This window comes from Ochrobactrum sp. 19YEA23 (genome assembly GCF_029909865.1).
Taxonomy (GTDB): domain Bacteria; phylum Pseudomonadota; class Alphaproteobacteria; order Rhizobiales; family Rhizobiaceae; genus Brucella; species Brucella gambitense.
The window spans coordinates 69,628-93,633 of record NZ_JASAMQ010000014.1; the positions used below are offsets into that span (position 1 = coordinate 69,628).

The following is a 24,006-nucleotide window of genomic DNA, read 5'->3' on the forward strand; positions in this document are numbered from 1 at the left end:
TATAGCAAAGCCGGTCTGGTTCTCTCCAGACCGGCTTTTTGTTTGTCCTATTCCGACGACAGCGCCACGGCAGGAAGCAGCCGCGATGCCTTGCGGGCCGGTAGAAAGCCGAAGACCAGACCGGTTGCGAAGGCGCAGGCGAAAGCCAACAGAACCGGGCCGATGCTATAGCCGACCGAAAGTCCTGCCCAGCCAGCAATGGCAGCAGCTCCAAGGCCGATGACCACGCCGAAAGCGCCGCCAATAGCCGAGACGGTGAGCGCTTCCGTGATGAATTGCAGGAGGATATCGCCTCGCCGTGCGCCAGTTGCCATGCGCACGCCGATTTCGCGTGTACGCTCCGTCACGCTGACCAGCATGATGTTCATTACGCCGATACCTCCGACCAGAAGCGAGATGGCGGCGACGGATCCCAAAAACAGCGTCATGGTGCTGCCCATGGCCGCCGCATCATCGCGGACCGACGACATGTTGGTGATCATCGTGTCGCGCTGCTTGTGGCGCTGGTCGAGCAGATCCTGAATCTGTTCCTGCGTTGTGTTGATCAGATCCGAATCCTTTACCTGCACGGTGATGGTGCGCACGTATTTCTGGCCGAACAGGCGCAGATTGCCGGTCGAAAGCGGAACGATGACCACATCATCCTGATCGGTGCCGCCAAAGCCCGCACCTTTCGGCTCCAGCGTACCGATGACCTGGAACGGGATTTTCTGAATCAGAATATGTTGCCCGATCGGGTTGCTGCCATCCGGAAACAGCGTCTTGACCACAGTGGCTCCGAGCACGGCCACCGGCGCATAGGACGTTATATCGTTTTGCGTGATGAAGTCGCCCGTCGCGAGCTTCCAGGATTTGGCTTCCGAGAAAGCCGGAACGGTGCCGTTGGCCTGCGACTGATAGTCGACATTGCCGCGCCTGAGCGTGACCGTGCCCGTCACCTCCGGCACCGCCGATTTGATATTCGGCAGTTCAAGAATCGCATCGGCGTCCGCTGGCACAAGCGTTGCAATACTGCCCCCGCGAAAGCCGGGCATAGACGGGCGCACCAGCACCAGATCGGTGCCCATGGCATTGATGCGGTCGAGGATCGAGTTCTGCGCCCCGGTGCCAATGGCCAGCATCGTCACCACCGAACTGACGCCGATGATGATGCCGAGAAGCGTCAGCACGGTGCGGAAAATATTGGCCCGCAAGGCACGCATGGCCATCTTCACCGCTTCCGAAATATCGGCAATGCGCGCTGCATGTCCGTCGCCCGCCTGCTGCAAGCGCTGCGGGGCCTGTCGGTCCGGAATATCGCGCTTGGTCGTATCGGAAAGGATTTCGCCATCCTTGATCTCGATCAGTCGGTCTGCGCGCTCCGCGACTTCACGGGCATGGGTAATGACGATGATGGTGTGGCCCTGCTTGTGCATGGAGCGCAGCAGTTCCATCACATCCTCGCCGCTCTGGCTGTCGAGCGCGCCTGTCGGCTCGTCCGCGAGAATAATACGCCCGCCATTCATCAGTGCGCGCGCAATGGAAACACGCTGCTGCTGGCCGCCTGACAGCTGGTTGGGGCGATGGTCGATACGGTCACCGAGCTTCAGCGAGTTCAACAGTTCGGCGGCGCGCTCCTGACGCTCGGCAGCGGGCATTCCGGCATAGATTGCCGGAACCTCGACATTTTCCTGTGCGGTTGAAGTCGAGATCAGATTATAGCTCTGGAAGACGAAGCCGAATGTGCGACGGCGCAGGGCAGCCAGTGCGTCGGCATCAAGTGTCGAGACATCCTCACCGTCGAGCCGGTATTGCCCGCTGGTCGGGCTGTCTAGGCAGCCCAGAATATTCATGAGGGTGGATTTGCCTGAGCCCGATGCACCCATGATGGCGACGAATTCGCCTGCATGGATGTCGAGGCTGATACCATGCAGTACCTCAACGGCGAGGTCGCCGTTGTGATAGGTCTTGCTGATACTTTCAAGCCGGATGAGGGGCGCGTCTTGCATGGGCGCAGCCATCAGAAGAAGGACATGCCGCCGGGGCGACGACCGCCACGTGCGTTGGCGTTTCCACCCGGTGCGGCGCCGGAAGCGCTGGTAACGACCACCTTGTCGCCTTCTTCCAAGCCGCTTTTCACTTCGGCCTGCACACGGTTGCGCACGCCGATTTCAATCGTGCGTTCGGTGAGCGCACCGCTTGCATCAACGACCTCGACGGTGACTTGCGGTTTTCCACGATGCTGTCCATCACGCGGGCGGTCGCCATTGCCCGGTCCGTTGCGCTGTCCCTGCGGGCGTTCGGCTTGCTGGCCTTCCGGGTTGCCAGACGGATCGCGGCGCTTGAAGCTGAGCGCCGAGGTGGGAACGAGCAGCACATCCTTGGCCGAATCGATCACGAAATAGACCTGCGCACTCATATTGATCATGAGTTCGCCGGTTGGGTTCGGCACATCGAACAGCGCATAGTAAAGCACGACATTGTTTTCGGTGGCCGGTGTCGGCTTGATCTGGCGCAGCGTGCCTGCGAATCGCTTTTCCGGCTGGCCGAGCAGGGTGAAATAGACCTCCATGCCGGGCGTTAGCTTGGAAATATCGGCTTCGGACACCTGCGCTTCGACCGTCATGACCTTGAGATCGGCAACCGTCACGACGGTTGGTGCCGTCTGCGACGCGTTCAGCGTTTCGCCTTCCTTGGCGGCCTGGTCGACGACCGTGCCCTCCATGGGGCTGTTGATCTTGGTATAGCCGAGATCAACCGTGTCGCTGGCCAATTGCGACTGCTGCTGGCGTATCTGCGCGCCAAGCGCCTTCACATCCGCATCCGCTATGGCAAGGTCCGCTTCGGCCTGATCGACCGTCGATTGGGAAACGCCTTGGGTGGCAAGCAGGGATTTTTGCCGCGCCGCACTGAGCTTTTTCAGCGTAAGCTGGGCTTCCTTGCTGAGAAGCTGGGCCTTGAGGTTGTCGAGCTGCGCGCTGGCAATCTCGACTTTCTTTTCGAAAGGAGAGGGATCGATTTCGGCGATGAACTGGCCTTCCTTGACCTGATCGCCGATTTCCACCTTCACGGCTTTGAGCTGGCCCGAGACCTGTGCGCCGACATTGATGCTGCGCAGGGCACTGAGTGTGCCAACGGCGGTGATGGCGTTCTCGATATCGCCACGCATCACCGTTTCAGCGAGATAGCTGCCCTTTTCGTTCACAGCCGCCCGTGCATCATAGAAATACCAGCCAGCGCCTGCGGCAATTGCCGCAGCGGGCAGCCACAGCCACCAGCGACGACGTCTCGCGGATACGCGTTTTTGTGACGATGCAGCCTTCTGGCCAGAACCCGATGAAGCGGAAGATGTGCGCAACGATAACCCCCTGAATTCCTGAAGTCCCACTCACGCGGGAAGTCATTTTTGTCCCTGGAACCGCCGCGCTCGATAATCGCTGCGCACCGGCATTGCTCCCAACAAGTTGGTGCTTGGGGGTATCTAAACTCTCGTACTCAAGATTTCATCTTAAATATTTGTCATGCAACCAGCCATTGCTGATGTTACGCAGCTGGCGGACGTGGAGAGTGCAAGCGTTGGGGAAAGATGCCGGAAGACAAGGATTGCCACTTGTTTAAATAACTTCCTATGCAACCTCTAGTTATAATTTACCTTGAGTTGAATAAGGTGATGCTGCTTCTAGCTATTTAGCTTTTATTAAATTATTTTATGTTGATATGGTGTCGACGGCGATATCATGAGTAATTATTACAATAAAATCGAACGCATTTCATCTGGTGAACAGTTGAATGCGCGTGCATGAAGCACGTTCATTCGTAATGTATATACAATCAAGTTTATCTGCTCTTGGACGGGAGGGCATATGGACTGCGGGGACACACTTAAGTCGATTAATTCCCCCTTATTGAAAAGAAGAATACGGCTTTCTGAAAGTTTAAAATCGACTGTTGTTTTCTCCAGCAATAAATCTGGAACTGCAGCAGTTGAATTTGCCATCTTGGCGCCGGTTTTTCTTCTCCTGCTGATGGGCGTCATCGCCTTCGGCATCTATCTGGGGGCGGCAAATGCGGTGCAGCAACTTGCTGCGGACGCGACGCGCACGGCGCTTGCGGGCATCGACGCGACGGAACGGCAGACGCTTGCCACGACTTACATTCAGAAAAACGCGGCCAAATACACGCTGATCAATGCGACGCAGGTGAAAGCCACGATTGATAATGCGTCGTCGGATCCAAGCCAGTTCACAGTTACGATCAGCTATAACGCGGCCAATCTGCCGATCTGGAATTTGCTGACCGGATTGCCGCTACCCGGCAAGACGATCACGCGTGCTTCGACGATTCGGCTCGGAGGAACATGAGATGTGGGCGGGGGCCTTACGTTTTCTTCAGGCGCGCAACGGCAATCTGGCCACGATGGCGGCCCTTGTCGCGCCTATACTTCTGGCGATTGCTGCACTCACCATCGATTCAAGCTCGCTCTATCTGGAGCGGCGGCAATTGCAAAACATGGCCGATCTGGCCGCAATCAGTGGTGCAAGCGCGATTGGAACCGCCAGCGACGCCGTCAAAAAGCAATTGCTGGCCAATGGGCTTAATCCCGTCATCATGACGGGCACCTACGATCCGTCCGTGGTCAAGGGCAAGACGGATAATCTCACACGTGTCTGGGTGGAGACCGGCAACTACACTGCCGATAAATCGGTGGCTGTGGGGTCGCGATTCGTGGCGGGCGGAATAAGTCCTGACGCCGTGCGGGTGACGCTGGCGAAACCCGGCAATCTCTATTTCGGCCAGGCGCTGATGGACCGCCCTGCGGTGAGTGCGAGCGGTATGGCCGCTTCACACGCGGAAGCGGCCTTTTCCATCGGCTCGCGACTGGCGAGCCTCAATACGAGTGAAAGCGCGTTGAACGGCCTTCTTGGCGGTTTGCTGGGCACGTCTCTCAATCTCAAACTGGTGGATTATAACGCCCTTGCCGCTACCGATATCAACCTGCTTGGCTTTCTCGACAAGCTTGCTCCGCAGGTTGGCCTGACGGCTGGGACCTACGATCAGCTGTTGAATACAAATGTGTCGGTGGGTGTGCTGGCAAAGGTGATGGCTGATGTCGTGACCAACAATGCGACGGCCAAGGCCGCACTTAACCTTTTGGGAAAAGACGCAGCCGCACTTGCCACCAAATTGCCTGTTGGCAAGCTTTTGGGGCTGGGTTCGCTGGCAAATGCCAGCATCGGGTCTGCTGGTAATTACAGCATCACGGCCAATGTTTTGCAGCTTGTCACCGCATCCGCAATATTGGGTGGCAAGCACCAGATTGAACTCGGAACAGGGCTCAATCTTGGTGGGCTGGCCACTGTTATTGTCAAAATTGCTATTGGCGAACCGGCACAATCGACGCCGTTCTTCAGGGTCGGCGCTGTCGGTTCTCTCGTTCGCACCGCCCAGATCAGAATATCGCTCTATGTGGGTTTGCTAAATAGCTCAATTCTCGGGCTTGTTACGCTCGGGGATTTGAAATTACCGATCTACGTTGACGTGGCTTCAGCAGAGGGAGAGCTGAAAAGCGTAAGCTGCCCGGCGGGACCCCAAAGCGCCAAAGTCGGTATCGGCGTGACAACCGGAATTGCCGGGGTTTATCTGGGAAATCTAAGCGATCCTGACTTCAAAAATCTCAACAAGAAGCCGGCAGTCACAAACTTTACGATCGCCCAGCTCAAAGTACTTGGGCTTTCGGTGGCTGCTGTAAATGCAAAGGCTGCCATCGCGTTGGGTGATGATACGCAGCGAACATTGTCCTTCAGTTATGCCGATATACAGAACAAGAAAATCCAGACCGCAAGTTCTTCAAAGCTGCTTGGCGGCCTCACATCGTCACTGCTCTCCAACATGAGCGTCGATGTCAATCTGATCGGCATCGATCTGGACTTGACTGGCCTCTTTACCCTGCTGGGCACCTTGTTGTCGCCGGTTTCCGCACTTCTCGACAATCTACTGTTTGGTCTTCTGGACCTCCTCGGCGTGAAGTTGGGTCAAGCCGATGTGCAGGTTACGGGTGTGCTCTGCCAACAGGCGGTGCTGACACAGTAAACCCCAGACAAAAAAAGCCGGGCATGTAGCCGGGCTTTTTCTATCGTCTTTTCTGGCTCGATCAGGCTGTGCCGGTCGAACCGAAGCCGCCAGCGCCGCGTGCGGTTTCGGTCACTTCGGCGCGTTCCTCGATCTTCGGCTGCACCACCGGTGCAAAGACCGCCTGTGCGATGCGCATGCCGCGTTCGATGCGGAAATCATCGTCACCCAGATTGACCAGCAGAACCTTCACTTCGCCGCGATAATCGGAATCGATGGTTCCCGGCGTGTTGAGGCAGGTGATGCCGTTTTTGAAGGCGAGGCCGGAGCGCGGACGAATCTGCACTTCATAGCCTTCCGGGATCTCGAAGATCAGGCCGGTCGGCACCAGCGTACGGCGGCCGGGCAACAGCACGATCTGCCGGTCTTCGGCGACGGCTGCACGCAGGTCCATGCCTGCAGAACCGGGGGTCTCATAGGCTGGGAGATCAAGGCCATTCGCATGTTCGAGGCGAATGATACCGAGCGTTGGTGCTTGAGCGGATGCTGCGGTCATGAGGGAGCCTTTCCTGCGGGGATTCAAATTGGCGACGCTCATACGTGAAAACAGACCAAAGGTGTACCGCCTATTTGGCGTTTTGCAATGATAGTACGGCACAGGATCATGTTTTTACCGGATGGAGTGCTCCCCGTCAGTGCATGATGAGGCCGCCATCCACAGCATATTGACTGCCCGTCACATAGGATGCATCGTCGGAAAGCAGAAACAGCGCCACTGCTGCAGCCTCGTCCGCGGTGCCAGCGCGACCGAGCGGGACCTGATCCAGCACGAAACGCTCGAAACCTGTGCGGGCTTCCTCGGGCAGAAAATGCCGGAAATTGGTTTCGATTGGACCGGGGACCAGAACGTTGACCCGGATGCCGCGCGGGGCCAGCGCCGAAGCCCAGGATCGCGCCATCGCGACAACCGCACCCTTGGTGGCCGCATAGAGGCTTGTCGCCGCAGCACCTTCATATGTTGAGCTGGAGGAGGTTAGAACCACCGAGCAACCGGGATTGAGAAGATCGGACAGGCTTGCAAGCTGGAGAACCGGCCCCCGCACATTGGCGGCCATCATGTCATCGAAGGCTGCTGCTGTGATCTTTTCCGGTGCGCCGATGGTTGCGAAGGCTGCGTTCAGCCACAGCCCGTCCAGTCCGCCCTTCGAGCGAATGGCCGCAGCCAGCGCTTCTGCCGAGACCGGATCGGCGGCATCATTTTTCAACACCTGCGCCTTGTCGCCCAGTTCCTGCGCTGCCGAGGCGAGGCGCTCGTCATTCAGTCCCGTGATGACGGTCGTTCCGCCTTCAGCAATGATACGGCGGGCGCCGGCCAGCCCCATACCGCTCGTTCCGCCCGTGATGAGCACCCGCTTTCCATCAAACCTTTTCACGAGGTTTCCTTTCGCCAATGCGCCATCAACGAGAATGCGCTCGTTTGGGCATGTAGGCATGCCGTCGGGAGAAGCAAATGTTTTAGCGCATGTCGAGTGGGACGGAGGTGGTTTCCTTGATTTCCTCCATCACGAAGGAGGCTGAAACATCCGACAGGGGAACGCTGGCGATCAGCTGCTGGTAGAGGCGGTCATAGGCCTTCACATCGGCGACACGCGCTTTCAGCACGTAATCCAGATCGCCGGTCATGCGATAGACGCCGACGATTTCCGGAAACCGCGCGGTCGCATTGCGGAATTTCGACAGCCATTGCGGATCATGGCTGGATGTGCGCACCAGAATGAACACGGACAGGCCGCAGCCCACCATCTCGGCATCCACCAGCGCGACACGCGCCTTGATGATGCCCTCTTCCTCCATGCGCTTCACCCGCCGCCAGCAGGCATTGCGCGAAAGGTTCACGCGTTCTGACAGAGAATCAACGGACAGGGTACCGTCAATTTGCAGTTCTCCCAATATTTTGCGGTCTATCTCGTCCAGTGAAGCGATCATAGTGGGATGATTGTCCCAACTTTATGCAGATTTCAAGAACATTTTGAGATTTCATCTTTCTCATTCTTGCTAAAATGATTTTCCAGAAGGGCGCTTCAGCGCTGGGCAAAAGAGAAAGAATTTCTCAATCAAACGGGAGCATTTGCAATGACCACGCGTATTACCCGCATTTTTACCGAACATCCTGCATCGGTTGATGAGACCTATTTCGAGCATATGGCCTTTGCCGGACGTTTCTCATTCAAGCTGTTCGGAGCAGCCTTTGCTGCTTTGATCCATGCATTTTTGCCATTTTTGTTCGAAAAGACTGCGAGCACCATTGTCCGTCAGCTCTATGAGCGGACGCATAACAGAAGCCGTTAAGACCGGCTTTCAAGCATCGGATCGCACATGTGCCGTTGGGCCGCCTATCTCGGACCTGAGACCTATCTGGAAGACATTATTTCGTCTCCCTGTCATTCGCTCGTGGCGCAGAGCCACGACGCACATGAAGCCAAAACACGCACCAATGGCGACGGTTTCGGCGTCGCCTGGTATGGGCATCGCACCGAGCCGGGCCTCTATCGGGATATTTTGCCCGCATGGTCCGATCAGAATCTGGGTAGTCTGGCGCGACAGATAAGGTCGCGCCTTTTTCTTGCGCATGTGCGCGCCTCGACAGGCGGGCTGACCAGCCGCTCCAACTGCCACCCGTTTGTTTCCGGGCGCTGGAGCTTCATGCATAACGGGCAAATCGGCAATTTCGACCGGCTGCGTCGCAGGCTGGAAGCGCATCTGAGCGATCATGTCTATTCGCAGAAGCACGGCGCAACCGATTCCGAACTGATCTTTCTGCTGATGCTGGAATTCGGCCTCGACAGCGATCCGGTTCAGGCCATGAAGCGCATGGTCTCCACCATTGTGGATGAGGCCGGGAAGGCCGATGTGCCGCCGTTTCTGCGGCTGACTGCTGCTTTCTCAGACGGCAATCAGCTTTATGCAATCCGCTATGCCACTGACGCCTTTGCGCCTACGCTTTACACGGCGACGCTTGGTGCGTCGTCCGGCATCTGTGTGGTGTCGGAGCCGCTGGATGGCGAAGCTGGTAACTGGATGGCTGTACCGGCAAACAGTTTTGTCACCGTTTCCCGGCAGGGCCGCATCGCCATCGACGGTTTTGAGGGGGCGATGTCGCCTCCTCAGGGTGTTGCAACAGCCTAGGCGTTGCCAATCAGAATGCCCGCGGCGAGAACGAGCGCACCACCCAACACCACTTGCAGGACCGAGCGGAAGAATGGCGTTTCCATGAAGCGGTTCTGGATGAAGGCAATCGCCCAGAGTTCAAAGAACACGATAACGACCGCCAGAGATGTAGCCGTCCAGAAATCCGTGATCAGATAGGGCAAGGCGTGGCCGAGGCCGCCGAGCGCCGTCATGATGCCGCAAGACAGGCCGCGCTTGATCGGCGATCCGCGACCTGACAGCTTACCGTCATCATGTATGGCTTCCGTGAAACCCATCGAAATACCTGCGCCGACCGAGGCTGACAGGCCGACCAGAAAGGTCTGCCAGGTGTCCTGCGTAGCGAAGGCGGCAGCGAAGATTGGCGCAAGGGTGGAGACAGAGCCGTCCATCAGGCCCGCAAGACCCGGCTGGACATAAGTGAGGATGAGTTGCTTGCGCTCAAGCGCACGTTCCTCGTCCTGCACGGTTTCCGGTGTCAGTTCATGTTCCAGCGATTCGGCTTTGACCTCGTGCTGCTTTTCCTGAAGCGCCAGATCGCCCAGAAGCTTGCGCGTGCCCGCATCGGTGACGCGCTTCGCCGCCTCGACATAGAAGCGATAGGCCTGATCTTCCATTTCAGACGCTGCGTCGCGCACCTTGTCGATACCCAGCGGTCGCACCAGCCAGTCGGGCTTGCGGTCGTAATAGCCGCTGACATGTTCGCGGCGAATGAGCGGAATATGGTCGCCAAAACGCGCCCGGTGCCGCTCGATCAACGCATCGCGGTGCCCGTGTTCTTCTTCCGCCATCTGCTCGAAAATCTTGGCCGATTGCGGGAATTCCTCACGAAGCCCATCGGCGTAAGCAAGATAGATGCGGGCGTCGTCCTCTTCGGACGAGATGGCAAGCGCCAGTATTTCCTGTTCGGAAAGCGAATCGAACGGGCGGCGACCGTTGCGGAAAAATCGACTCAGCATAATTAAATCCATCAGTTTAGAATTATTCTAAAGTTATAATGAGTCAGCTAAAAGTCAAGCCTTGCGATGCGGGCCTGTTTGGCGCATTACATTTCGGCCCCGGCAAAACGGGGTTTTGCAAAGCAATGACATGATGAAAAAGCCGGAAAAGAACAGGATCGATGGCATCGATGAACACACACGCGCAAGGCAATAGCCCCCGTCCGCTCAATGGACAGGATTTCCGCACCCTCGGCCTTTCGGCCCTCGGCGGCGCGCTGGAGTTTTATGATTTTATCATCTTCGTGTTCTTTGCCAGTGTGATCGGGCACTTGTTCTTTCCGCCGGACATGCCGGACTGGCTGGTCATGATCCAGACTTTCGGCATTTTTGCAGCCGGTTATTTGGTGCGCCCGGTCGGCGGCATCGTGCTGGCGCATTTCGGCGACAAGTTTGGTCGCAAGCGGGTTTTCGCCTTTTCGGTGTTTCTGATGTCGATCTCGACATTGGCCATGGCCTGCCTGCCCACCTATGCGACGCTGGGTGTCGGCGCGCCAATCCTGCTGATCGTCTTCCGCATGTTGCAGGGCGCGGCCATTGGCGGCGAAGTTCCTGGCGCCTGGACCTTCGTGGCGGAACATGTGCCTGCCAATCGCGTCGGCATGGCATGCGGCTTCCTCTGTTCCGGCCTGACACTCGGCATCATGATCGGTTCGCTGATCGCGACGGCCATCAACTGGATTTTCACCCCGGAAGAACTGTCCGCCTATGCATGGCGCATTCCGTTCTTCATCGGCGGTATTTTTGGCCTGCTCGCGGTTTATCTGCGGCGCTGGTTGGCTGAAACGCCGATCTTTACCGAAATGAAGAACAGCCATTTGCTGAAAGACAAGCTGCCGCTCAAGACGGTGCTGCGCGAGCATATGCATGGCGTTGTCATCTCCGTGCTTCTGACCTGGATTCTGTCAGCCGGTATCGTCGTGACCACGCTGATGACGGCAACCTTCCTGCAGAAACTTTACGGCTACAGCCCGTTGCAGTCGCTTGCCGCGACCAGCTTCGGCACGCTTTTCCTGATGTTCGGTACGGTGACTGCCGGATCGATTGTTGATCGTATCGGCAGCGGACGCTTCTTTGCGGTGGCCGGTGTGTTCTTCGGCGTTGCCACCTTCGTTTTCTACAGCTTTGCCGGCACATCGCTGCCGGTGCTGTTTGCGCTTTATGCGGTCATGGGACTTTCCGTCGGCATGGTTGGCGCAGTGCCCTATGTCATGGTCCGCGCGTTCCCGGCCCCTGTTCGGTTCTCGGGCCTGTCGTTCTCCTATAACATTTCCTATGCGGTATTCGGCGGCCTGACACCGGTGGTGGTCACATCATTTCTGGCGGTCAACCCGATGGCGCATGCCTGGTATCTGGTGTTCATCGCAGTGCTGACCAGCGGTCTCGGCTTCTATCTCATGGCGCGCAGTGATCAGGTGGAAGGGGCCATTGGCCTTGATGATTTGCCGGTTGGGGACGCTGTTCCACACAGGAGCTGACAAAAGGGCCGCATAAGCGGCCCTTTCTTTTATACATTAGTGCGCCGCCAGCTTGGCGGCACTCAGTTCCTTGTCATGCACGGCGAAGCGATCCACCATCTCAGCGCTGGCTTCATTAAAGCCGATCACCGATACATCGGTGCCGCTGGCGCGATATTTCAGGACAACCTTGTCCAGCGCGCCAACCGAAGTGATGTCCCACAGATGCGCATGGCTGACATCAATGGTGACCTTTTTCGCAGGCTTGGAGAAATCGAACGCGGCGATGAAATTCTGCGCCGAAGCGAAGAAAATCTGGCCCTGAACGGTGTAGATGCGTTCGCTGCCGTCGCTGTTTTCGGTCTCGGTGACGCGGAACATCTTTGCGACCTTGCCCGCGAAGAACACACCGGAAAGCAGAACGCCAACAAGCACGCCTTTGGCCAGATCATGCGTTGAAACGACGGTGACGACCGTTGCCAGCATGACGAAGGACGAGGAAGGCGGGTTGCGACGCAGATCGAGGATCGACCGCCACGAGAATGTGCCAATGGACACCATGATCATCACGGCCACCAGTGCCGCCATCGGAATGATGCGCACGAGATCGTCGAGAACGAGAATCAGGAACAGCAGAAAGGCGCCCGCCACAAAGGTCGAAAGTCTGCCGCGTCCGCCAGACGAAACATTGATCACCGATTGCCCGATCATCGCGCAGCCGCCCATACCGCCAATCAGCGCCGAGGCGATATTACTCGTGCCCTGACCGATGCATTCCTGGCTCTTGTTGCTGGTCGTGTCGGTCATGTCGTCGACAATCTGGGCGGTCATCAGCGATTCGAGCAGCCCGACCGCCGCGAGCGTGATCGAATAGGGCAGAATGATCTGCAAGGTTTCGAGCGTCAGCGGCACTTGCGGCAGGGCGAAAACCGGCAATGCGGATGGCAATTCACCCAGATCGCCCACGGTTCGAAGATCCATCCCGCTCCACCAGGCCAGTGCGGTGAGAACAGCAATGGCAACCAGCGGCGAGGGGATCGCCCTGGTCAGGCGCGGGAACAGATAGATGATGGCTAGGCCGCCCGCGATCATCCAATAGGTCTGGACCGGCACATGGATCAGTTCCGGCAACTGCGCCATGAAAATGAGGATCGCCAAGGCATTGACGAAGCCGGTGATGACCGACCGCGATACGAAGCGCATCAGGCGGCCGAGTTTCAGGAAACCTGCAAGGATTTGCAGGAATCCCATCAGGATCGTTGCGGCAAAGAGATATTGCAGCCCGTGTTCCTTGACGAGCGAGACCATCACCACGGCAGTTGCAGCCGTGGCGGCTGAAATCATGCCAGGGCGACCGCCGGTAAAGGCGGAAACGCAGGCAATGGCGAAGGAGGCAAAAAGGCCGATTTTTGGATCGACCCCGGCGATGACCGAAAAGCCGATGGCTTCCGGAATAAGGGCAAGTGCTACGACGATGCCGGAAAGAATATCGCCGCGAATATTGGAGAACCACTCGCGGCGGTAGGCAGCAAGACGTGTCATTGAATTTTCCGCAAATAGAGGACAGGCGTTGAAAGCCGTCCGATTCAACATGGCCGATTGTAAAAATGGGGATGTTGTTGCGTTGTCTGGCGGATCGGCGGCCAGAAGAGCCACCCGGGCTTTCACCGGGTCCTTGCGAATGCGCTTGTATAAACAAAAAGAACGCAGCAGGGCAATAACCCGCTGCGTTTTCTATTGTTCTATATTGAATAGATCAGAGAATCTTCTGCATGAAGGTCAGATCGAGCCAGCGTCCGAATTTCTGGCCGACTTGTTTCAAGGTGCCACAATCCTCAAAGCCCTGCGATGTATGCAGCGCGATGGATGTGGCATTGCCCGCTTCAATACCAGCCACCAGCACATGCACCTTGCGGCGGCGCGCTTCTTCCACCAGTTCGGCCAGCAAAGTGCGGCCAATGCCGCCGCCGCGCGCATCACTTGCTACATAGACCGAGAGCTCGGACGAATGGCGGAAACCTTCAAAGGGCCGGAACGGGCCATAGCTCGCATAGCCGACGACCTGGCCATCGCGCTCGGCCACCAGCACAGGGAACCCGTCGCGATTGCGGCTTTCCAGCCACAGACGCCGGTTCTCCAGATCGACGAGCGTTTCGTTCCAGATGGCAAGCGTGTTTTCGACCGCATCATTATAGATGGCGAGGAGCGTCGGGAGGTCGGCTGCCGTCGCATGGCGGATGGAGAGTGTCATTTCAGATGCCTTTGTAGAAGAACGTGGTGGCGCAGGGGCTACCGTCGGGGAAAAGCGCGTAATTCGGAATGATGCCGACAGGCTGCCAGTCAAGATGCGTATAGATCGCTTCGGCGGGACTGCCGGTTGCTGTGTCGAGACAGATCAGTGTTTTACCTCGGCTGCGACCTTGTAGTTCAGCCTGTTCCAGGAGTTTGCGGGCAAGGCCAAGGCCGCGCGCCTTTCGATGGACGAGCAGCTTTTTCAGGTCGGCGCGATGTGGCTGATTGGGCATTTGTGCGAGACCAAGCTGAACCGTGCCGGCGATCTCGCCGTCATGTTCAGCAACGATGAGCAGCGTATCGCCGTTCTCGGCTTCGCGGGCGATACGGGTCCAGTAAGGCGTAAAATCCTGCGGCTCGCACGGGGCCATGAACCCGACCGATGCGCCACCCATGACGCAATCCGCCAGGATTTCGGCGAGCGCGGGGACGGCTCGTTTTGCTTCTTCCGCATTGAGAACGTGAATCATTGGTCGGTCTTTCAGAGGCTGCCACGGCGTTCGAGCACGATGGCGTAGCGCGCGGGAATGGAGCCGGGATTGTGAAAGGTAATGCCCGCCATAATGGGCATATAAAGGCAGTCGCCGGGCTTGAGGCTGTAATGCGTGTCGCTGACGGTCATTTCCATCTCACCGGCAAAGAGCCACATATGCTGCGTGATGCCAGCATTGGCGGTCTGCGGTGCGAAAGTGACCTTGCCGCCTGCCGGAAACTCGACCTCGATCATGTCGACATTCGAGCCGGTGCCGGGGGGAGAAACAGACCGGCGCACATAGCCGGTGTCCGGATCGCGCCAGACGGGCTGGCGATCATGCGGAAGGTAGGGCGACGGGGGAGCTTCCGCATCGCCGAAAAAGGCTGAAAGCGACGTGCCAAGGGCGGCGCAAATGCGTGCCAGAAGCTGTGCCGTCGGGCTTGTCTCGCCGCGCTCAATCCGCGAGATCATGGCGCGGCTGACACCGGAAGCATCGCCCAGCGCATCCAGCGTCATGCCTTGTGCCAGACGCAGGCGGCGCAGGTTCTCGCCAATGGCATTGTCGAGTTGTTCGATTGCGTTTTCCATTATGTTAGAATTAATATCTATTATAATGGAGTCAAGCGATTTCGCATACGAAAACGGCGGGATTTCTCCCGCCGCTGTCACTCTATTTCCACGATAGTGGAATCAGCCCTGTGCCTTCAGCTCCAAACGGCGGCGATGCAGGACCGGCTCGGTATAACCGTTCGGCTGTTCGCGGCCCTTAAAGACGAGGTCGCAGGCAGCCTGAAAGGCAATGGACTTGTCGAAGTTGGCAGCCATCGGGCGATAGAGCACATCGCCTTCATTCTGCTTGTCAACGACAGCGGCCATGCGCTTCATGGTTTCCATGACCTGCGCTTCCGTGACAACGCCATGGTAGAGCCAGTTGGCAAGGTGCTGTGCGGAAATGCGCAGCGTCGCACGGTCTTCCATCAGGCCGACATTGTTGATGTCAGGCACCTTCGAGCAACCGACGCCCTGATCAACCCAGCGCACGACATAGCCCAGAATGCCCTGCGCGTTGTTGTCGATTTCCTTCTGGATATCTTCCGGTGTCCAATTCGGACGGCTGGCGACCGGCACCGACAGAATATCGTCGAGCTTGGCGCGCGGGCGGCTCTTCAGCTTTGCCTGAACGGCGGCAACGTCCACCTGATGATAGTGGGTGGCGTGCAGCGTGGCGGCGGTTGGCGACGGCACCCAGGCGGTGTTCGCACCAGCCTTCGGATGGGCGATCTTCTGCTCCAGCATTGCCGCCATCAGGTCAGGCATGGCCCACATGCCCTTGCCGATCTGCGCGTGGCCGGAAAGGCCGCATTCGAGACCGATATCGACATTCCACTGTTCATAAGCGCCGATCCATGCGGCCTGCTTCATGTCGCCCTTGCGGATCATCGGACCAGCTTCCATCGAGGTGTGGATCTCGTCGCCGGTGCGGTCGAGGAAGCCGGTATTGATGAACACGACGCGATCCTTGGCGGCGCGAATGGCTTCCTTGAGATTGATCGTCGTGCGGCGTTCCTCGTCCATCACGCCCATCTTGAGCGTGTTGGGCTGCATGCCGAGCAGTTCTTCGGTCCGGGTGAAGATTTCATTGGCGAAAGCCACTTCTTCCGGGCCGTGCATCTTCGGCTTCACGATATAGACCGAGCCTTCGCGCGAATTCATGTGACGGCCATTCGGGCCGATATCGTGCAGGGCGATCAGGCTGGTGAAGGCGGCATCCATGATGCCTTCCGGCACTTCATTGCCGTCGGCGTCAAGAATGGCCGGATTGGTCATGAGGTGACCGACATTGCGAACCAGCATCAGCGAACGGCCCTTGAGCGTCAGGTCGGAGCCATCTGCACCCTTGTAACTGCGGTCGCCATTGAGGCGGCGTGTCATCTGCTTGCCGTTCTTTTCGAACGTGTCTTCCAGCTTGCCGTTCATCAGGCCGAGCCAGTTGCGATAGACTGCAACCTTGTCTTCGGCGTCGACAGCGGCAATCGAATCTTCGCAATCCTGAATCGTGCTGATGGCCGATTCCAGAACCATGTCGGCAATATGCGCCGGATCGGTCTTGCCGATCGGATGGTCGGCATTGACGACGATGTCGACATGCATGTTGTTCTTGGCCAGCAGAACGTTGGTCGGGTTGGCGGCGTCGCCATTATAGCCCTTGAACTGGCTTGGGTCTTTGAGAGCTGTGACGGAGCCATCGGTGCGCTTGATGTCGAGCTTGCCATCCTTGATGGAAAGGCCAGCGACTTCCGCCCATTTGCCGGAGGCAAGCGGTGCGCTTTCATCGAGGAACTTCTTTGCCCAGGCGATGACCTTCTCGCCGCGCTTCGGATTGTAGCCCTTGCCCTTTTCCGCGCCATCGGCATCGGAAATCGCATCGGTGCCGTAAAGCGCATCATAAAGCGAACCCCAACGCGCATTGGCGGCGTTGAGCGCATAGCGTGCGTTCATGACCGGCACGACGAGCTGCGGACCGGCAATATAGGTGATTTCCGGATCAACATTGGCGGTCGAAACGGTGAACTCGCCGCCTTCCGGCAGAAGGTAACCAATATCCTTGAGGAACTGCTGGTAATCCGCCTGGCTATAGCCCTTGTCGCGGTTTTCCTTGTACCAGCTGTCGATCTTCGCCTGCATGTCGTCGCGCTTTTTCAGAAGCGCCCGGTTCTTCGGGGCAAGATCGCGAACGATGGCGGCAAAGCCTTTCCAGAACGTGTCCGGATCCACACCGGTGCCGGGAGCGGCCTCCTTGGCCAGAAACTCCACGAGTTCCGGGGCAACACGCAAACCTTCGATTTCGACGTAATTGCTCATGGCTTGGCCTCCTTCAGAGTAAACACAACTATCGCCAGCGCTTTTAGCGCCAGCTATCCTGTTGCCTTTGAACCGCTTTGGCGCGCTTTCGTCAATCGGTGTGCGGGCACATCATTTGTGACGCTGGGGCGAAAATCACAGCTCCAGTTTCAACGTGTCGCGAATATCGTCAGGGGTGGAACCCTGTTCACGCAGGGATGCAAGAGCGGTATCCTTGCGGCTTTTCGACAGTTTCAGCCCGTCATCACCCAACACCAGATGGTGGTGGTGATAAAGTGGTTCCGGTAGGTCGAGGAGCTTTTGCAGGAGACGATGCACGGCGGTCGCATGGAAGAGATCACTGCCGCGCACGACGTGGGTAACGCCTTGCAGGGCATCGTCCACCACCACGGAAAGATGGTAGCTGGTCGGCGTGTCCTTGCGCGCGATGATCACATCACCCCATTTGGCGGGATCGGCAGCGACACGCCCGGTTTCGCCATCGGGCCCGGCGCCGCTTTCCTGCCAGAACAATGGCCCGCCCGCAGCGGCCAGAGCCTTTTCCATGTCGAGACGCCAGGCATAGGCAACGCCGGAGACGATCCGTTCCAGTCGCTCCTTTTCGGAGAGGTTGCGCTCGCCGCTTGGATAAAGCGGTGTCCCGTCGGGATCGGACGGCCAGTCCTTGCCCTTGGCATGGGCTTCACCGATGCGCTCGCGCACTTCGCCACGGCTGAGAAAGGCTGGATAGACGAGGCCCTTGTCGGCCAGTTTTGTCAGCGCATTGCGATATTCGCCAAAATGTTCCGACTGGCGACGCACGGGCTCTTCCCATGAAAGGCCAAGCCAGTGCAGATCGTCGTAAATGCCCTGTTCAAGCTCCGGCGTGCAGCGCGCCGTGTCGATGTCTTCCATGCGTAACAGAAAACGACCGTTGTTTTCATTTGCCATGCGTGCATTGAGAAGGGCTGAATAGGCATGGCCGAGGTGCAATTGGCCATTGGGGCTTGGTGCGAAGCGAAAGACGGGTCTGGTCATGATTGTGGCAGTTGCCGGTTCTTATTGATTGTCATTGAGGCACATTGGTACTTTGTCGGCGATTGAAATGAAAGGCCACAGCATGCAGCGCATCGATACATTGGACGATATTGAGGCTGGCCTCGAAGCGCTGGTGCTTGCCGATGTGCGGCTGGCCGATATACGCAGCCGCGCCCATGCCGTGCCGCTGCGCCGCTCACAGCCCGGCTTTGAAAGTCTGGCTTCCATTATCGTGGCGCAGCAGGTTTCAACCGCAAGCGCTGCGGCCATCTGGGCGCGGTTGAAACAGGCGATCGATCCGCTGACGCCGCAGGCCTATATCGATGGCGGTGAGGAGGCATGGCGGTTCGCAGGCCTGTCGCGGCCCAAGCAAAGGACGCTTCTGGCTGTCTCGCAGGCGCTGGTGGAGGACGGGCTTGATCTGCACGGGCTTTGTGACCTGCCTGCGGAGGAAGCCATTGCCGCTCTCACGGCGATAAAGGGCATCGGACCTTGGACGGCGGAAGTCTATCTGCTGTTTGCAGCCGGTCATCCGGATGTGTTTCCGGCGGGCGATGTGGCGCTGCAAGCAGCCGTTGGTCATGCCTTCGCACATGAAACCCGCCCGGACGCTAAAGCGTTGCGGCTACTGGCGGAAGAGTGGGCACCCTGGCGCGGTGTGGCGGCGCGATTGTTCTGGGCCTATTACGCGGCAATCAAGGGCCGCGAGGCGGCCCCACTTTTGTAGATGCTTCTGTAAATGTTGCGTGTTTCCGGTGGTATAAATGCGTTTCCGCTTCACAATCCTGTCACGTCGGGCTTACATTATCTGCATCAGCTGATGACGGTATTTCGATTCGCAGAAGCTTGATTTTCTGCTGATTGCAGTTCCGTCCTTAGAGCGCCGTGCGCCCTATGGGGCGCACAAAGGTGCTCTAATTATTTGAAAATGCGCATCGGGCTTTCAAAAATCGATTTCGATTTTTGGACCGATGCGCGGGTTCTTGGAGCGTCGTTGTTGCGCCCACAATGGACGCGCGGCGCTCCGATGAAGAGCGCAATTCCGCTTGGAAAGTCGTCATTTCGCCCTTTCTCGGAGTTGCTCTGAAGGAGGTGCGTCCTTGACCATTGCAGTCTCACCCCGGACCGTCTCGACGAGTGGCTTGCCCGCTCTGGTCCTCAATGCGGATTATCGTCCGCTCAGTTATTATCCTTTGTCGCTCTGGTCATGGCAGGATGCGATCAAGGCGGTCTTTCTCGAACGCGTGAATATCGTCGCGGAATACGATCAGATCGTTTCCTCGCCGTCTTTCTCCATGCGTGTTCCGAGTGTGATCTGCCTGAAGGATTATGTGAAGCCGCCGCGCTATCCGGCGTTTACGCGCTTCAATCTCTTTTTGCGTGATCGGTTCGAGTGCCAGTATTGCGGTTCTCCGCATGACCTGACCTTCGATCACGTCACCCCGCGTTGCCATGGCGGCGAGACGACGTGGGAAAATGTGGTCGCCGCATGCTCACCATGCAATTTGCGCAAGGGCGGTCTCATGCCTGCCGCTGCGCATATGGGGCCGCGTCAAAAGCCGGTCATGCCGACCGTGCAGGATCTGCACAATAACGGTCGTCTTTTCCCGCCCAACCATCTGCACGATAGCTGGCTCGATTTTCTGTATTGGGATGTCGAACTGGAGCCTTGACGCATGTTGCGCAAAACCGCGTAGCAATCTTGCGACAACAATATGCGAAAAAAGAAGACCTAAGCCCCCTCAGAATCTTCCCTTACTTCCCACTCTTCGCAAAAGCGCCGTAGTAGCCGATGGCTGCAAAGAACAGGCTTGCGACAACATTCCATCCGGCAAAGGACAGACCGAGGAAAAAGCCGGGTGCGCTGTCGCATGCAGGCGGATGCGTGTTGAGATCACCTAAGAGATTGCCCGCATCCAGCGTGACCTTCATGGTCGCCGCGCTGCAATCGGTCGGGCCGGGCCAGTATTTCAGCTCAACGCCCGTGTGATAGGCGGCCAGCGCCAGACCATAGGTCATCAAAAGTGCGCCGATCAGGATCAGGCCGCGCGTCAGGATCGGCGGCCACTTCAATCCGTAAGAAAGCCAGGCTGCGGCCAGAACCGGAACGCCAATATAATAAGGTGTGCGCTCTTCAAGGCAGAGCTTGCATGGCATGAAGCCCGCTAGGTGCTCGAAGCCAAGGGCGGTGCCGACGGTTGCGGCCAGTCCGACGGTCATGATGCCAGCGGTCCAAGCCTGAACCTTGCCGACCGGATTATTGAGTGCAAATGCCATATGAAATTTCCTGACGCAGCTCTTTATATGCAGCTAAACTAAGATAGAGGCTTGTTTCCAAGCAATTTATTTTGACCGGCGTGAGGCAGCCGGATCAGGCATGAAGATATTTCACAGCAAAAAACAGGGCGATCAATACGACCGCTACGGCACTGGCGATCAGGCCGAGACGCTTCTCGATGAAATGGCGGATCGGCTCACCATAGCGGCGCAGCAGCCAGGCCAGGAAATAGAAGCGCGCGCCGCGTGCAACGATTGCGGATGCGATGAACAGCCAGATATTGACGCCTGCTGCACCTGACAGGATCGTCACCACCTTGATCGGCGGCAGATGGGCAAGGCCCGATGTGATCAGCATCAGCAAAATGGCGTCGGCGCTGGTCGTGCCGCGCAACTGCTCGAACGTGTCGAGCTTGCCATACATTTCCAGTACCGGCTTGGCGATCTGTTCATAGGCATGATAGCCGAGATACCAGCCCGCTATGCCGCCGAGCACCGATGAAACGGTTGCGATAAAGGCATAGCGCCAGGCGCGTTCCGGACGGGCCAGCGCCATTGGCAGAAACAGAACATCCGCCGGAACAAGGAAAACCGAACTTTCCACGAAAGCGATGATGGCCAGCCACCATTCGGCTGATTTTCTTGCGGCAAGTGAGATCGTCCAGTCGTAAAGGCGGCGCAGCATGGATTGTCCGGATAATGTGCGGCGGATAGCCGTCGTTGCGATTGCACCGTCTATAAATAAAAAAGACGGCGCGAACAATGCGCGCCGTCTCATTCATTACATGGCAACAATCAGCGCTTGTAGGCGCTGCAGATATATTTGGTCTCGAGATATTCCTCGATGCCGTATTTCGAGCCTTCGCGGCCGAGGCCGGATTGCTTGACGCCGCCGAATGGAGCGACTTCGTTGGAGATCAGGCCGGTATTGTGGCCGACCATGCCATATTCGAGGCCTTCGCCGACGCGGATCGCACGGCTGAAGTTCTCAGTATAGAAGTAAGCGGCGAGACCGAAGATCGTATCATTGGCCATGGCCAGCACTTCTTCTTCTGTGTCGAAGGCGAAGAGCGGCGCCAGCGGGCCGAAGGTTTCTTCCTGCGCGACGGCCATATCCGAGGTCACGCCGGTGAGAATGCCCGGTTCGAAGAACAGGCCGCCCAACTCCTTGCCGCCGGTGATGAGCTTTGCGCCCTTCGAAACAGCGTCTTCGATATGCGCCTTGACCTTGGTGATCGCCTTTTCCTCGATCATCGGACCGATGGCGACGCCCGGTTCAGTGCCGTTGCCGACCTTCAGCGCCTTGACCTTTTCAGCGAGTTTCTCGGCGAACTTGTCATAAATGCCGCGTTGAACATAAATGCGGTTGGCGCAGACGCAGGTCTGACCGGCATTGCGATATTTGGAAATCATCGCGCCTTCCACCGCGGCGTCGAGATCAGCGTCATCAAAGACAATAAACGGCGCATTGCCGCCGAGTTCCAGCGACACTCTTTTGATCGTCGGTGCGCACTGTGCCATCAGCAGGCGGCCAACTTCGGTCGAGCCGGTGAAGGAGAGCTTGCGCACAATATCATTGCTGGTCAGTTCAGCGCCGATTTCACGCGCCTTGCCAGTCACGATCTGCAACACACCGGCAGGGATGCCAGCCTTCTCGGCCAGAACGCCAAGCGCCAGAGCCGTCAGCGGGGTCAGATCGGCGGGGCGCACGATCATCGTGCAGCCAGCGGCCAGCGCCGGTGCAGCCTTGCGGGTGATCATGGCTGCGGGGAAGTTCCATGGTGTGATTGCAGCGGTGACGCCGACCGGCTGGCGGATGACTGTCAGTCGCTGTCCAACCTGTGGGGCAGGGATGGTGTCGCCATAGACGCGCTTCGCTTCTTCCGCGAACCATTCAATGAAAGACGCGGCATAGAGCACTTCACCGCGCGCTTCGGCCAGAGGCTTGCCCTGTTCCGACGTCATGATCAGTGCAATATCATCGGCATTGGCGACAATAAGGTCGAACCACTTGCGCAGAATGCCAGCGCGCTCCTTGGCGGTCTTCGCCGCCCAGACGGGAAGCGCCTTGGCGGAAGCGTCGATGGCGTTCTTGATCGTGTCCACTGACAGTGACGGGACAGTGCCGACCACCGAGCCATCAGCCGGGTTGGTCACATTGATCGTCTTGCCGTCAGCCGCGTCGATCCAGCGACCGTCGACCAGGCATTTCGATTGAAGCAGCGAAGGGTCTTTCAAGGTGATCATGTCTGATGTTCCGTCCCAGTCTTGCATTGATTGGTTGTTCAGTATATCGAACACTCTTCGATATATTGAATTAAACAGATCAAGGCGACCAAAGTCAACCGGTCAGCCGATGATCTGTCGGGCGGATGGCGAGCTAGCATAGGAATGAAACGATGACCGACGAGGCAGGTTCCCTCAAACTGGTTCCCGCCGTCATGCGCGCGGCACAGATACTGGATCTTATCGCCAAGGCCGGTGACGGCATGGGCGGGGCACTGAAACTATCCGATATTGCGCGTCAGGCCGGGCTACCTAAAAGCAGCGTGCATGGGCTTTGCCAGACATTGGTTCACCTGAAGCTTCTCAAGTTCAATAATGACGGCAGCTTTTCCATGGGGCCGCAGTCGGTGCGCTGGGCCAATGTCTTTCTGGCGAGCAGCGATATTGTCGAGGTGTTTCATGAGGCGGTCGCGCAGGCAGAGGGGCTTGGCGCCTATACGCTGACGCTTTCACATCTGGACGGTCCGGATGTCATCTATCTGTCCTGTCGCAATTCCACAGCGCCGCTCGGGATTACGTTCCGCATCGGCATGCGCGTTCCCGCTGTCTTTACAGCGACGGGCAAGGCGATGCTCGCGGCAATGCCGGATGAGGAGCGGGCGCGTCATCTCCCGGAACATTGGCCAGATCTCGCCACACCGGCGAGCGTCGCTTCGCTGAAAGCACTCGAAGTCGAGATGGCTGGTGTAAAAGAGAAGGGTTATTCCCTTGATGACGGCCAGTTGCGCGAAGGCATGTTCTGTATTGGCGCTGCAATCTATGAACAGCCGCATCGCCCTAGCGCTGGCATTGCTCTTTCCATGATGGCGGCAGAGGCTCGTCCCGAAGTGATTAAGGAGATCGGCCGACGGATGCGGGCGCTTGCGGATGATGTCGCCGAGCGAATGGGATGGGCTTCCGCGTCAGAATCACCTGTTCAGATTGATGAATAAGGAGTAAATTTCCGACTTTATCCCTGTGGAAAAGAAAACTGGATTTTTATTGATCTAGGCGTTGACAGTTTGGCTTAGTCCGCCCTATATAGCGCCACAACGAGGGCGGCGACGCTGCTAGCGGCAGGTTGCTTCGTCCTTGAGTTCCAGTGAAA

Annotated in this window: 23 protein-coding genes and 1 other annotated feature; of the genes, 8 read left to right on the forward strand and 15 right to left on the reverse strand. The window is 57.7% G+C overall.

What is annotated here, in order from left to right; translation table 11 throughout:
- Nucleotides 1-47: 47 nt before the first annotated feature.
- Complete coding sequence (locus QBD01_RS23645) at nt 48-1,988, reverse strand: MacB family efflux pump subunit (protein WP_280994775.1); 1,941 nt, start codon at nt 1,986-1,988, stop codon at nt 48-50.
- 11 nt (nt 1,989-1,999) lie between these two features.
- On the reverse strand, nt 2,000-3,337 hold the full coding sequence (locus QBD01_RS23650) for an efflux RND transporter periplasmic adaptor subunit (RefSeq protein WP_280994776.1): 1,338 nt from the start codon (nt 3,335-3,337) through the stop codon (nt 2,000-2,002).
- A 505-nt stretch (nt 3,338-3,842) separates the two neighbouring features.
- Between QBD01_RS23650 and QBD01_RS23655 the strand changes: the two genes are divergently transcribed.
- Together QBD01_RS23655 and QBD01_RS23660 are read left to right on the forward strand one after the other, a co-directional pair.
- A complete protein-coding gene (locus QBD01_RS23655; protein WP_280994777.1) occupies nt 3,843-4,340 on the forward strand; it encodes a pilus assembly protein in 498 nt (165 codons plus the stop codon).
- Nucleotide 4,341: 1 nt separating this feature from the next.
- Entirely contained in the window at nt 4,342-6,069 is a 1,728-nt protein-coding gene (locus tag QBD01_RS23660) for a pilus assembly protein TadG-related protein (RefSeq protein ID WP_280994778.1), read from the forward strand.
- Nucleotides 6,070-6,130: 61 nt separating this feature from the next.
- On the opposite strand, the gene dut is transcribed toward QBD01_RS23660, so the two are convergent.
- From dut to QBD01_RS23675, 3 genes are all read right to left on the reverse strand, one after another.
- Complete coding sequence (gene dut, locus QBD01_RS23665; protein ID WP_182521638.1) at nt 6,131-6,604, reverse strand: dUTP diphosphatase; 474 nt, start codon at nt 6,602-6,604, stop codon at nt 6,131-6,133.
- Nucleotides 6,605-6,740: 136 nt separating this feature from the next.
- Nucleotides 6,741-7,481 (reverse strand): SDR family oxidoreductase, encoded by a 741-nt coding sequence (locus QBD01_RS23670; RefSeq protein WP_280994779.1) that lies wholly within the window; start codon nt 7,479-7,481, stop codon nt 6,741-6,743.
- A gap of 82 nt (nt 7,482-7,563) precedes the next feature.
- Entirely contained in the window at nt 7,564-8,034 is a 471-nt protein-coding gene (locus QBD01_RS23675) for an Lrp/AsnC family transcriptional regulator (protein ID WP_280994780.1), read from the reverse strand.
- 147 nt (nt 8,035-8,181) lie between these two features.
- Between QBD01_RS23675 and QBD01_RS23680 the strand changes: the two genes are divergently transcribed.
- The gene (locus QBD01_RS23680) at nt 8,182-8,397 is read left to right on the forward strand and encodes a DUF6356 family protein (protein WP_280994781.1); all 216 of its coding nucleotides are present in this window, start codon (nt 8,182-8,184) and stop codon (nt 8,395-8,397) included.
- A gap of 27 nt (nt 8,398-8,424) precedes the next feature.
- A complete protein-coding gene (locus QBD01_RS23685) occupies nt 8,425-9,234 on the forward strand; it encodes a class II glutamine amidotransferase (protein ID WP_280994782.1) in 810 nt (269 codons plus the stop codon).
- Here QBD01_RS23685 and mbfA read toward each other — a convergent pair.
- A complete protein-coding gene (gene mbfA / locus QBD01_RS23690; RefSeq protein WP_280994783.1) occupies nt 9,231-10,214 on the reverse strand; it encodes an iron exporter MbfA in 984 nt (327 codons plus the stop codon). The two genes, QBD01_RS23685 and mbfA, sit on opposite strands and share 4 nt — an antisense overlap.
- A gap of 161 nt (nt 10,215-10,375) precedes the next feature.
- Here mbfA and QBD01_RS23695 point away from each other — a divergent pair, with 161 nt between their 5' ends.
- Nucleotides 10,376-11,731: an MFS transporter gene (locus QBD01_RS23695; RefSeq protein WP_280994784.1), complete on the forward strand. Its 1,356-nt coding sequence runs from the start codon at nt 10,376-10,378 to the stop codon at nt 11,729-11,731.
- 36 nt (nt 11,732-11,767) lie between these two features.
- On the opposite strand, the gene QBD01_RS23700 is transcribed toward QBD01_RS23695, so the two are convergent.
- The 6 genes from QBD01_RS23700 to gluQRS form a co-directional block, all read right to left on the reverse strand.
- Complete coding sequence (locus QBD01_RS23700) at nt 11,768-13,252, reverse strand: SulP family inorganic anion transporter (RefSeq protein WP_280994785.1); 1,485 nt, start codon at nt 13,250-13,252, stop codon at nt 11,768-11,770.
- A gap of 80 nt (nt 13,253-13,332) precedes the next feature.
- Nucleotides 13,333-13,388, reverse strand: a sequence feature (sul1 is cis-regulatory element that is thought to sense ions involved in sulfur or methionine metabolism; They are found in Alphaproteobacteria).
- 78 nt (nt 13,389-13,466) lie between these two features.
- Complete coding sequence (locus QBD01_RS23705) at nt 13,467-13,961, reverse strand: N-acetyltransferase family protein (protein WP_280994786.1); 495 nt, start codon at nt 13,959-13,961, stop codon at nt 13,467-13,469.
- Nucleotide 13,962: 1 nt separating this feature from the next.
- Nucleotides 13,963-14,472, reverse strand: a complete 510-nt coding sequence (locus QBD01_RS23710; protein ID WP_280994787.1) for a GNAT family N-acetyltransferase — start codon at nt 14,470-14,472, stop codon at nt 13,963-13,965.
- An 11-nt stretch (nt 14,473-14,483) separates the two neighbouring features.
- Nucleotides 14,484-15,065 carry an XRE family transcriptional regulator gene (locus QBD01_RS23715; protein ID WP_280994788.1) on the reverse strand — a complete coding sequence of 194 codons (582 nt, stop codon included), beginning with the start codon at nt 15,063-15,065 and terminating at the stop codon, nt 14,484-14,486.
- A 102-nt stretch (nt 15,066-15,167) separates the two neighbouring features.
- Nucleotides 15,168-17,339: a malate synthase G gene (locus QBD01_RS23720; RefSeq protein ID WP_280994789.1), complete on the reverse strand. Its 2,172-nt coding sequence runs from the start codon at nt 17,337-17,339 to the stop codon at nt 15,168-15,170.
- 135 nt (nt 17,340-17,474) lie between these two features.
- Nucleotides 17,475-18,356 (reverse strand): tRNA glutamyl-Q(34) synthetase GluQRS, encoded by an 882-nt coding sequence (gene gluQRS, locus QBD01_RS23725; protein ID WP_280994790.1) that lies wholly within the window; start codon nt 18,354-18,356, stop codon nt 17,475-17,477.
- Between the two features lie 82 nt (nt 18,357-18,438).
- On the opposite strand from gluQRS, the gene QBD01_RS23730 reads away from it, so the two are divergent.
- On the forward strand, nt 18,439-19,083 hold the full coding sequence (locus QBD01_RS23730; RefSeq protein WP_280994796.1) for a DNA-3-methyladenine glycosylase: 645 nt from the start codon (nt 18,439-18,441) through the stop codon (nt 19,081-19,083).
- A gap of 373 nt (nt 19,084-19,456) precedes the next feature.
- Nucleotides 19,457-20,029, forward strand: a complete 573-nt coding sequence (locus QBD01_RS23735; RefSeq protein WP_280994791.1) for an HNH endonuclease — start codon at nt 19,457-19,459, stop codon at nt 20,027-20,029.
- An 82-nt stretch (nt 20,030-20,111) separates the two neighbouring features.
- On the opposite strand, the gene QBD01_RS23740 is transcribed toward QBD01_RS23735, so the two are convergent.
- From QBD01_RS23740 to QBD01_RS23750, 3 genes are all read right to left on the reverse strand, one after another.
- Nucleotides 20,112-20,633 (reverse strand): disulfide bond formation protein B, encoded by a 522-nt coding sequence (locus QBD01_RS23740; RefSeq protein ID WP_078339433.1) that lies wholly within the window; start codon nt 20,631-20,633, stop codon nt 20,112-20,114.
- A gap of 94 nt (nt 20,634-20,727) precedes the next feature.
- Complete coding sequence (locus tag QBD01_RS23745) at nt 20,728-21,318, reverse strand: YqaA family protein (protein WP_182521623.1); 591 nt, start codon at nt 21,316-21,318, stop codon at nt 20,728-20,730.
- Between the two features lie 110 nt (nt 21,319-21,428).
- Nucleotides 21,429-22,880, reverse strand: coding sequence for an NAD-dependent succinate-semialdehyde dehydrogenase (locus tag QBD01_RS23750; RefSeq protein WP_280994792.1), 1,452 nt, complete (start codon nt 22,878-22,880; stop codon nt 21,429-21,431).
- 152 nt (nt 22,881-23,032) lie between these two features.
- Between QBD01_RS23750 and QBD01_RS23755 the strand changes: the two genes are divergently transcribed.
- Complete coding sequence (locus QBD01_RS23755) at nt 23,033-23,851, forward strand: IclR family transcriptional regulator (RefSeq protein WP_280994793.1); 819 nt, start codon at nt 23,033-23,035, stop codon at nt 23,849-23,851.
- Nucleotides 23,852-24,006 lie beyond the last annotated feature (155 nt).

What these genes read in the sequence shown, in the direction of transcription:
- QBD01_RS23715 (WP_280994788.1), bottom strand. Translation starts at nt 15,065, where the DNA reads ATGGAAAACGCAATCGAACAACTCGACAATGCCATTGGCGAGAACCTG.
- QBD01_RS23710 (WP_280994787.1), bottom strand. Translation starts at nt 14,472, where the DNA reads ATGATTCACGTTCTCAATGCGGAAGAAGCAAAACGAGCCGTCCCCGCG.
- QBD01_RS23680 (WP_280994781.1), top strand. Translation starts at nt 8,182, where the DNA reads ATGACCACGCGTATTACCCGCATTTTTACCGAACATCCTGCATCGGTT.
- QBD01_RS23675 (WP_280994780.1), bottom strand. Translation starts at nt 8,034, where the DNA reads ATGATCGCTTCACTGGACGAGATAGACCGCAAAATATTGGGAGAACTG.
- QBD01_RS23660 (WP_280994778.1), top strand. Translation starts at nt 4,342, where the DNA reads ATGTGGGCGGGGGCCTTACGTTTTCTTCAGGCGCGCAACGGCAATCTG.
- QBD01_RS23745 (WP_182521623.1), bottom strand. Translation starts at nt 21,318, where the DNA reads ATGCTGCGCCGCCTTTACGACTGGACGATCTCACTTGCCGCAAGAAAA.
- mbfA (WP_280994783.1), bottom strand. Translation starts at nt 10,214, where the DNA reads ATGCTGAGTCGATTTTTCCGCAACGGTCGCCGCCCGTTCGATTCGCTT.
- QBD01_RS23695 (WP_280994784.1), top strand. Translation starts at nt 10,376, where the DNA reads ATGGCATCGATGAACACACACGCGCAAGGCAATAGCCCCCGTCCGCTC.
- QBD01_RS23720 (WP_280994789.1), bottom strand. Translation starts at nt 17,339, where the DNA reads ATGAGCAATTACGTCGAAATCGAAGGTTTGCGTGTTGCCCCGGAACTC.
- QBD01_RS23645 (WP_280994775.1), bottom strand. Translation starts at nt 1,988, where the DNA reads ATGCAAGACGCGCCCCTCATCCGGCTTGAAAGTATCAGCAAGACCTAT.
- QBD01_RS23730 (WP_280994796.1), top strand. Translation starts at nt 18,439, where the DNA reads ATGCAGCGCATCGATACATTGGACGATATTGAGGCTGGCCTCGAAGCG.
- gluQRS (WP_280994790.1), bottom strand. Translation starts at nt 18,356, where the DNA reads ATGACCAGACCCGTCTTTCGCTTCGCACCAAGCCCCAATGGCCAATTG.
- QBD01_RS23740 (WP_078339433.1), bottom strand. Translation starts at nt 20,633, where the DNA reads ATGGCATTTGCACTCAATAATCCGGTCGGCAAGGTTCAGGCTTGGACC.
- dut (WP_182521638.1), bottom strand. Translation starts at nt 6,604, where the DNA reads ATGACCGCAGCATCCGCTCAAGCACCAACGCTCGGTATCATTCGCCTC.
- QBD01_RS23655 (WP_280994777.1), top strand. Translation starts at nt 3,843, where the DNA reads ATGGACTGCGGGGACACACTTAAGTCGATTAATTCCCCCTTATTGAAA.
- QBD01_RS23755 (WP_280994793.1), top strand. Translation starts at nt 23,033, where the DNA reads ATGACCGACGAGGCAGGTTCCCTCAAACTGGTTCCCGCCGTCATGCGC.
- QBD01_RS23685 (WP_280994782.1), top strand. Translation starts at nt 8,425, where the DNA reads ATGTGCCGTTGGGCCGCCTATCTCGGACCTGAGACCTATCTGGAAGAC.
- QBD01_RS23750 (WP_280994792.1), bottom strand. Translation starts at nt 22,880, where the DNA reads ATGATCACCTTGAAAGACCCTTCGCTGCTTCAATCGAAATGCCTGGTC.
- QBD01_RS23700 (WP_280994785.1), bottom strand. Translation starts at nt 13,252, where the DNA reads ATGACACGTCTTGCTGCCTACCGCCGCGAGTGGTTCTCCAATATTCGC.
- QBD01_RS23705 (WP_280994786.1), bottom strand. Translation starts at nt 13,961, where the DNA reads ATGACACTCTCCATCCGCCATGCGACGGCAGCCGACCTCCCGACGCTC.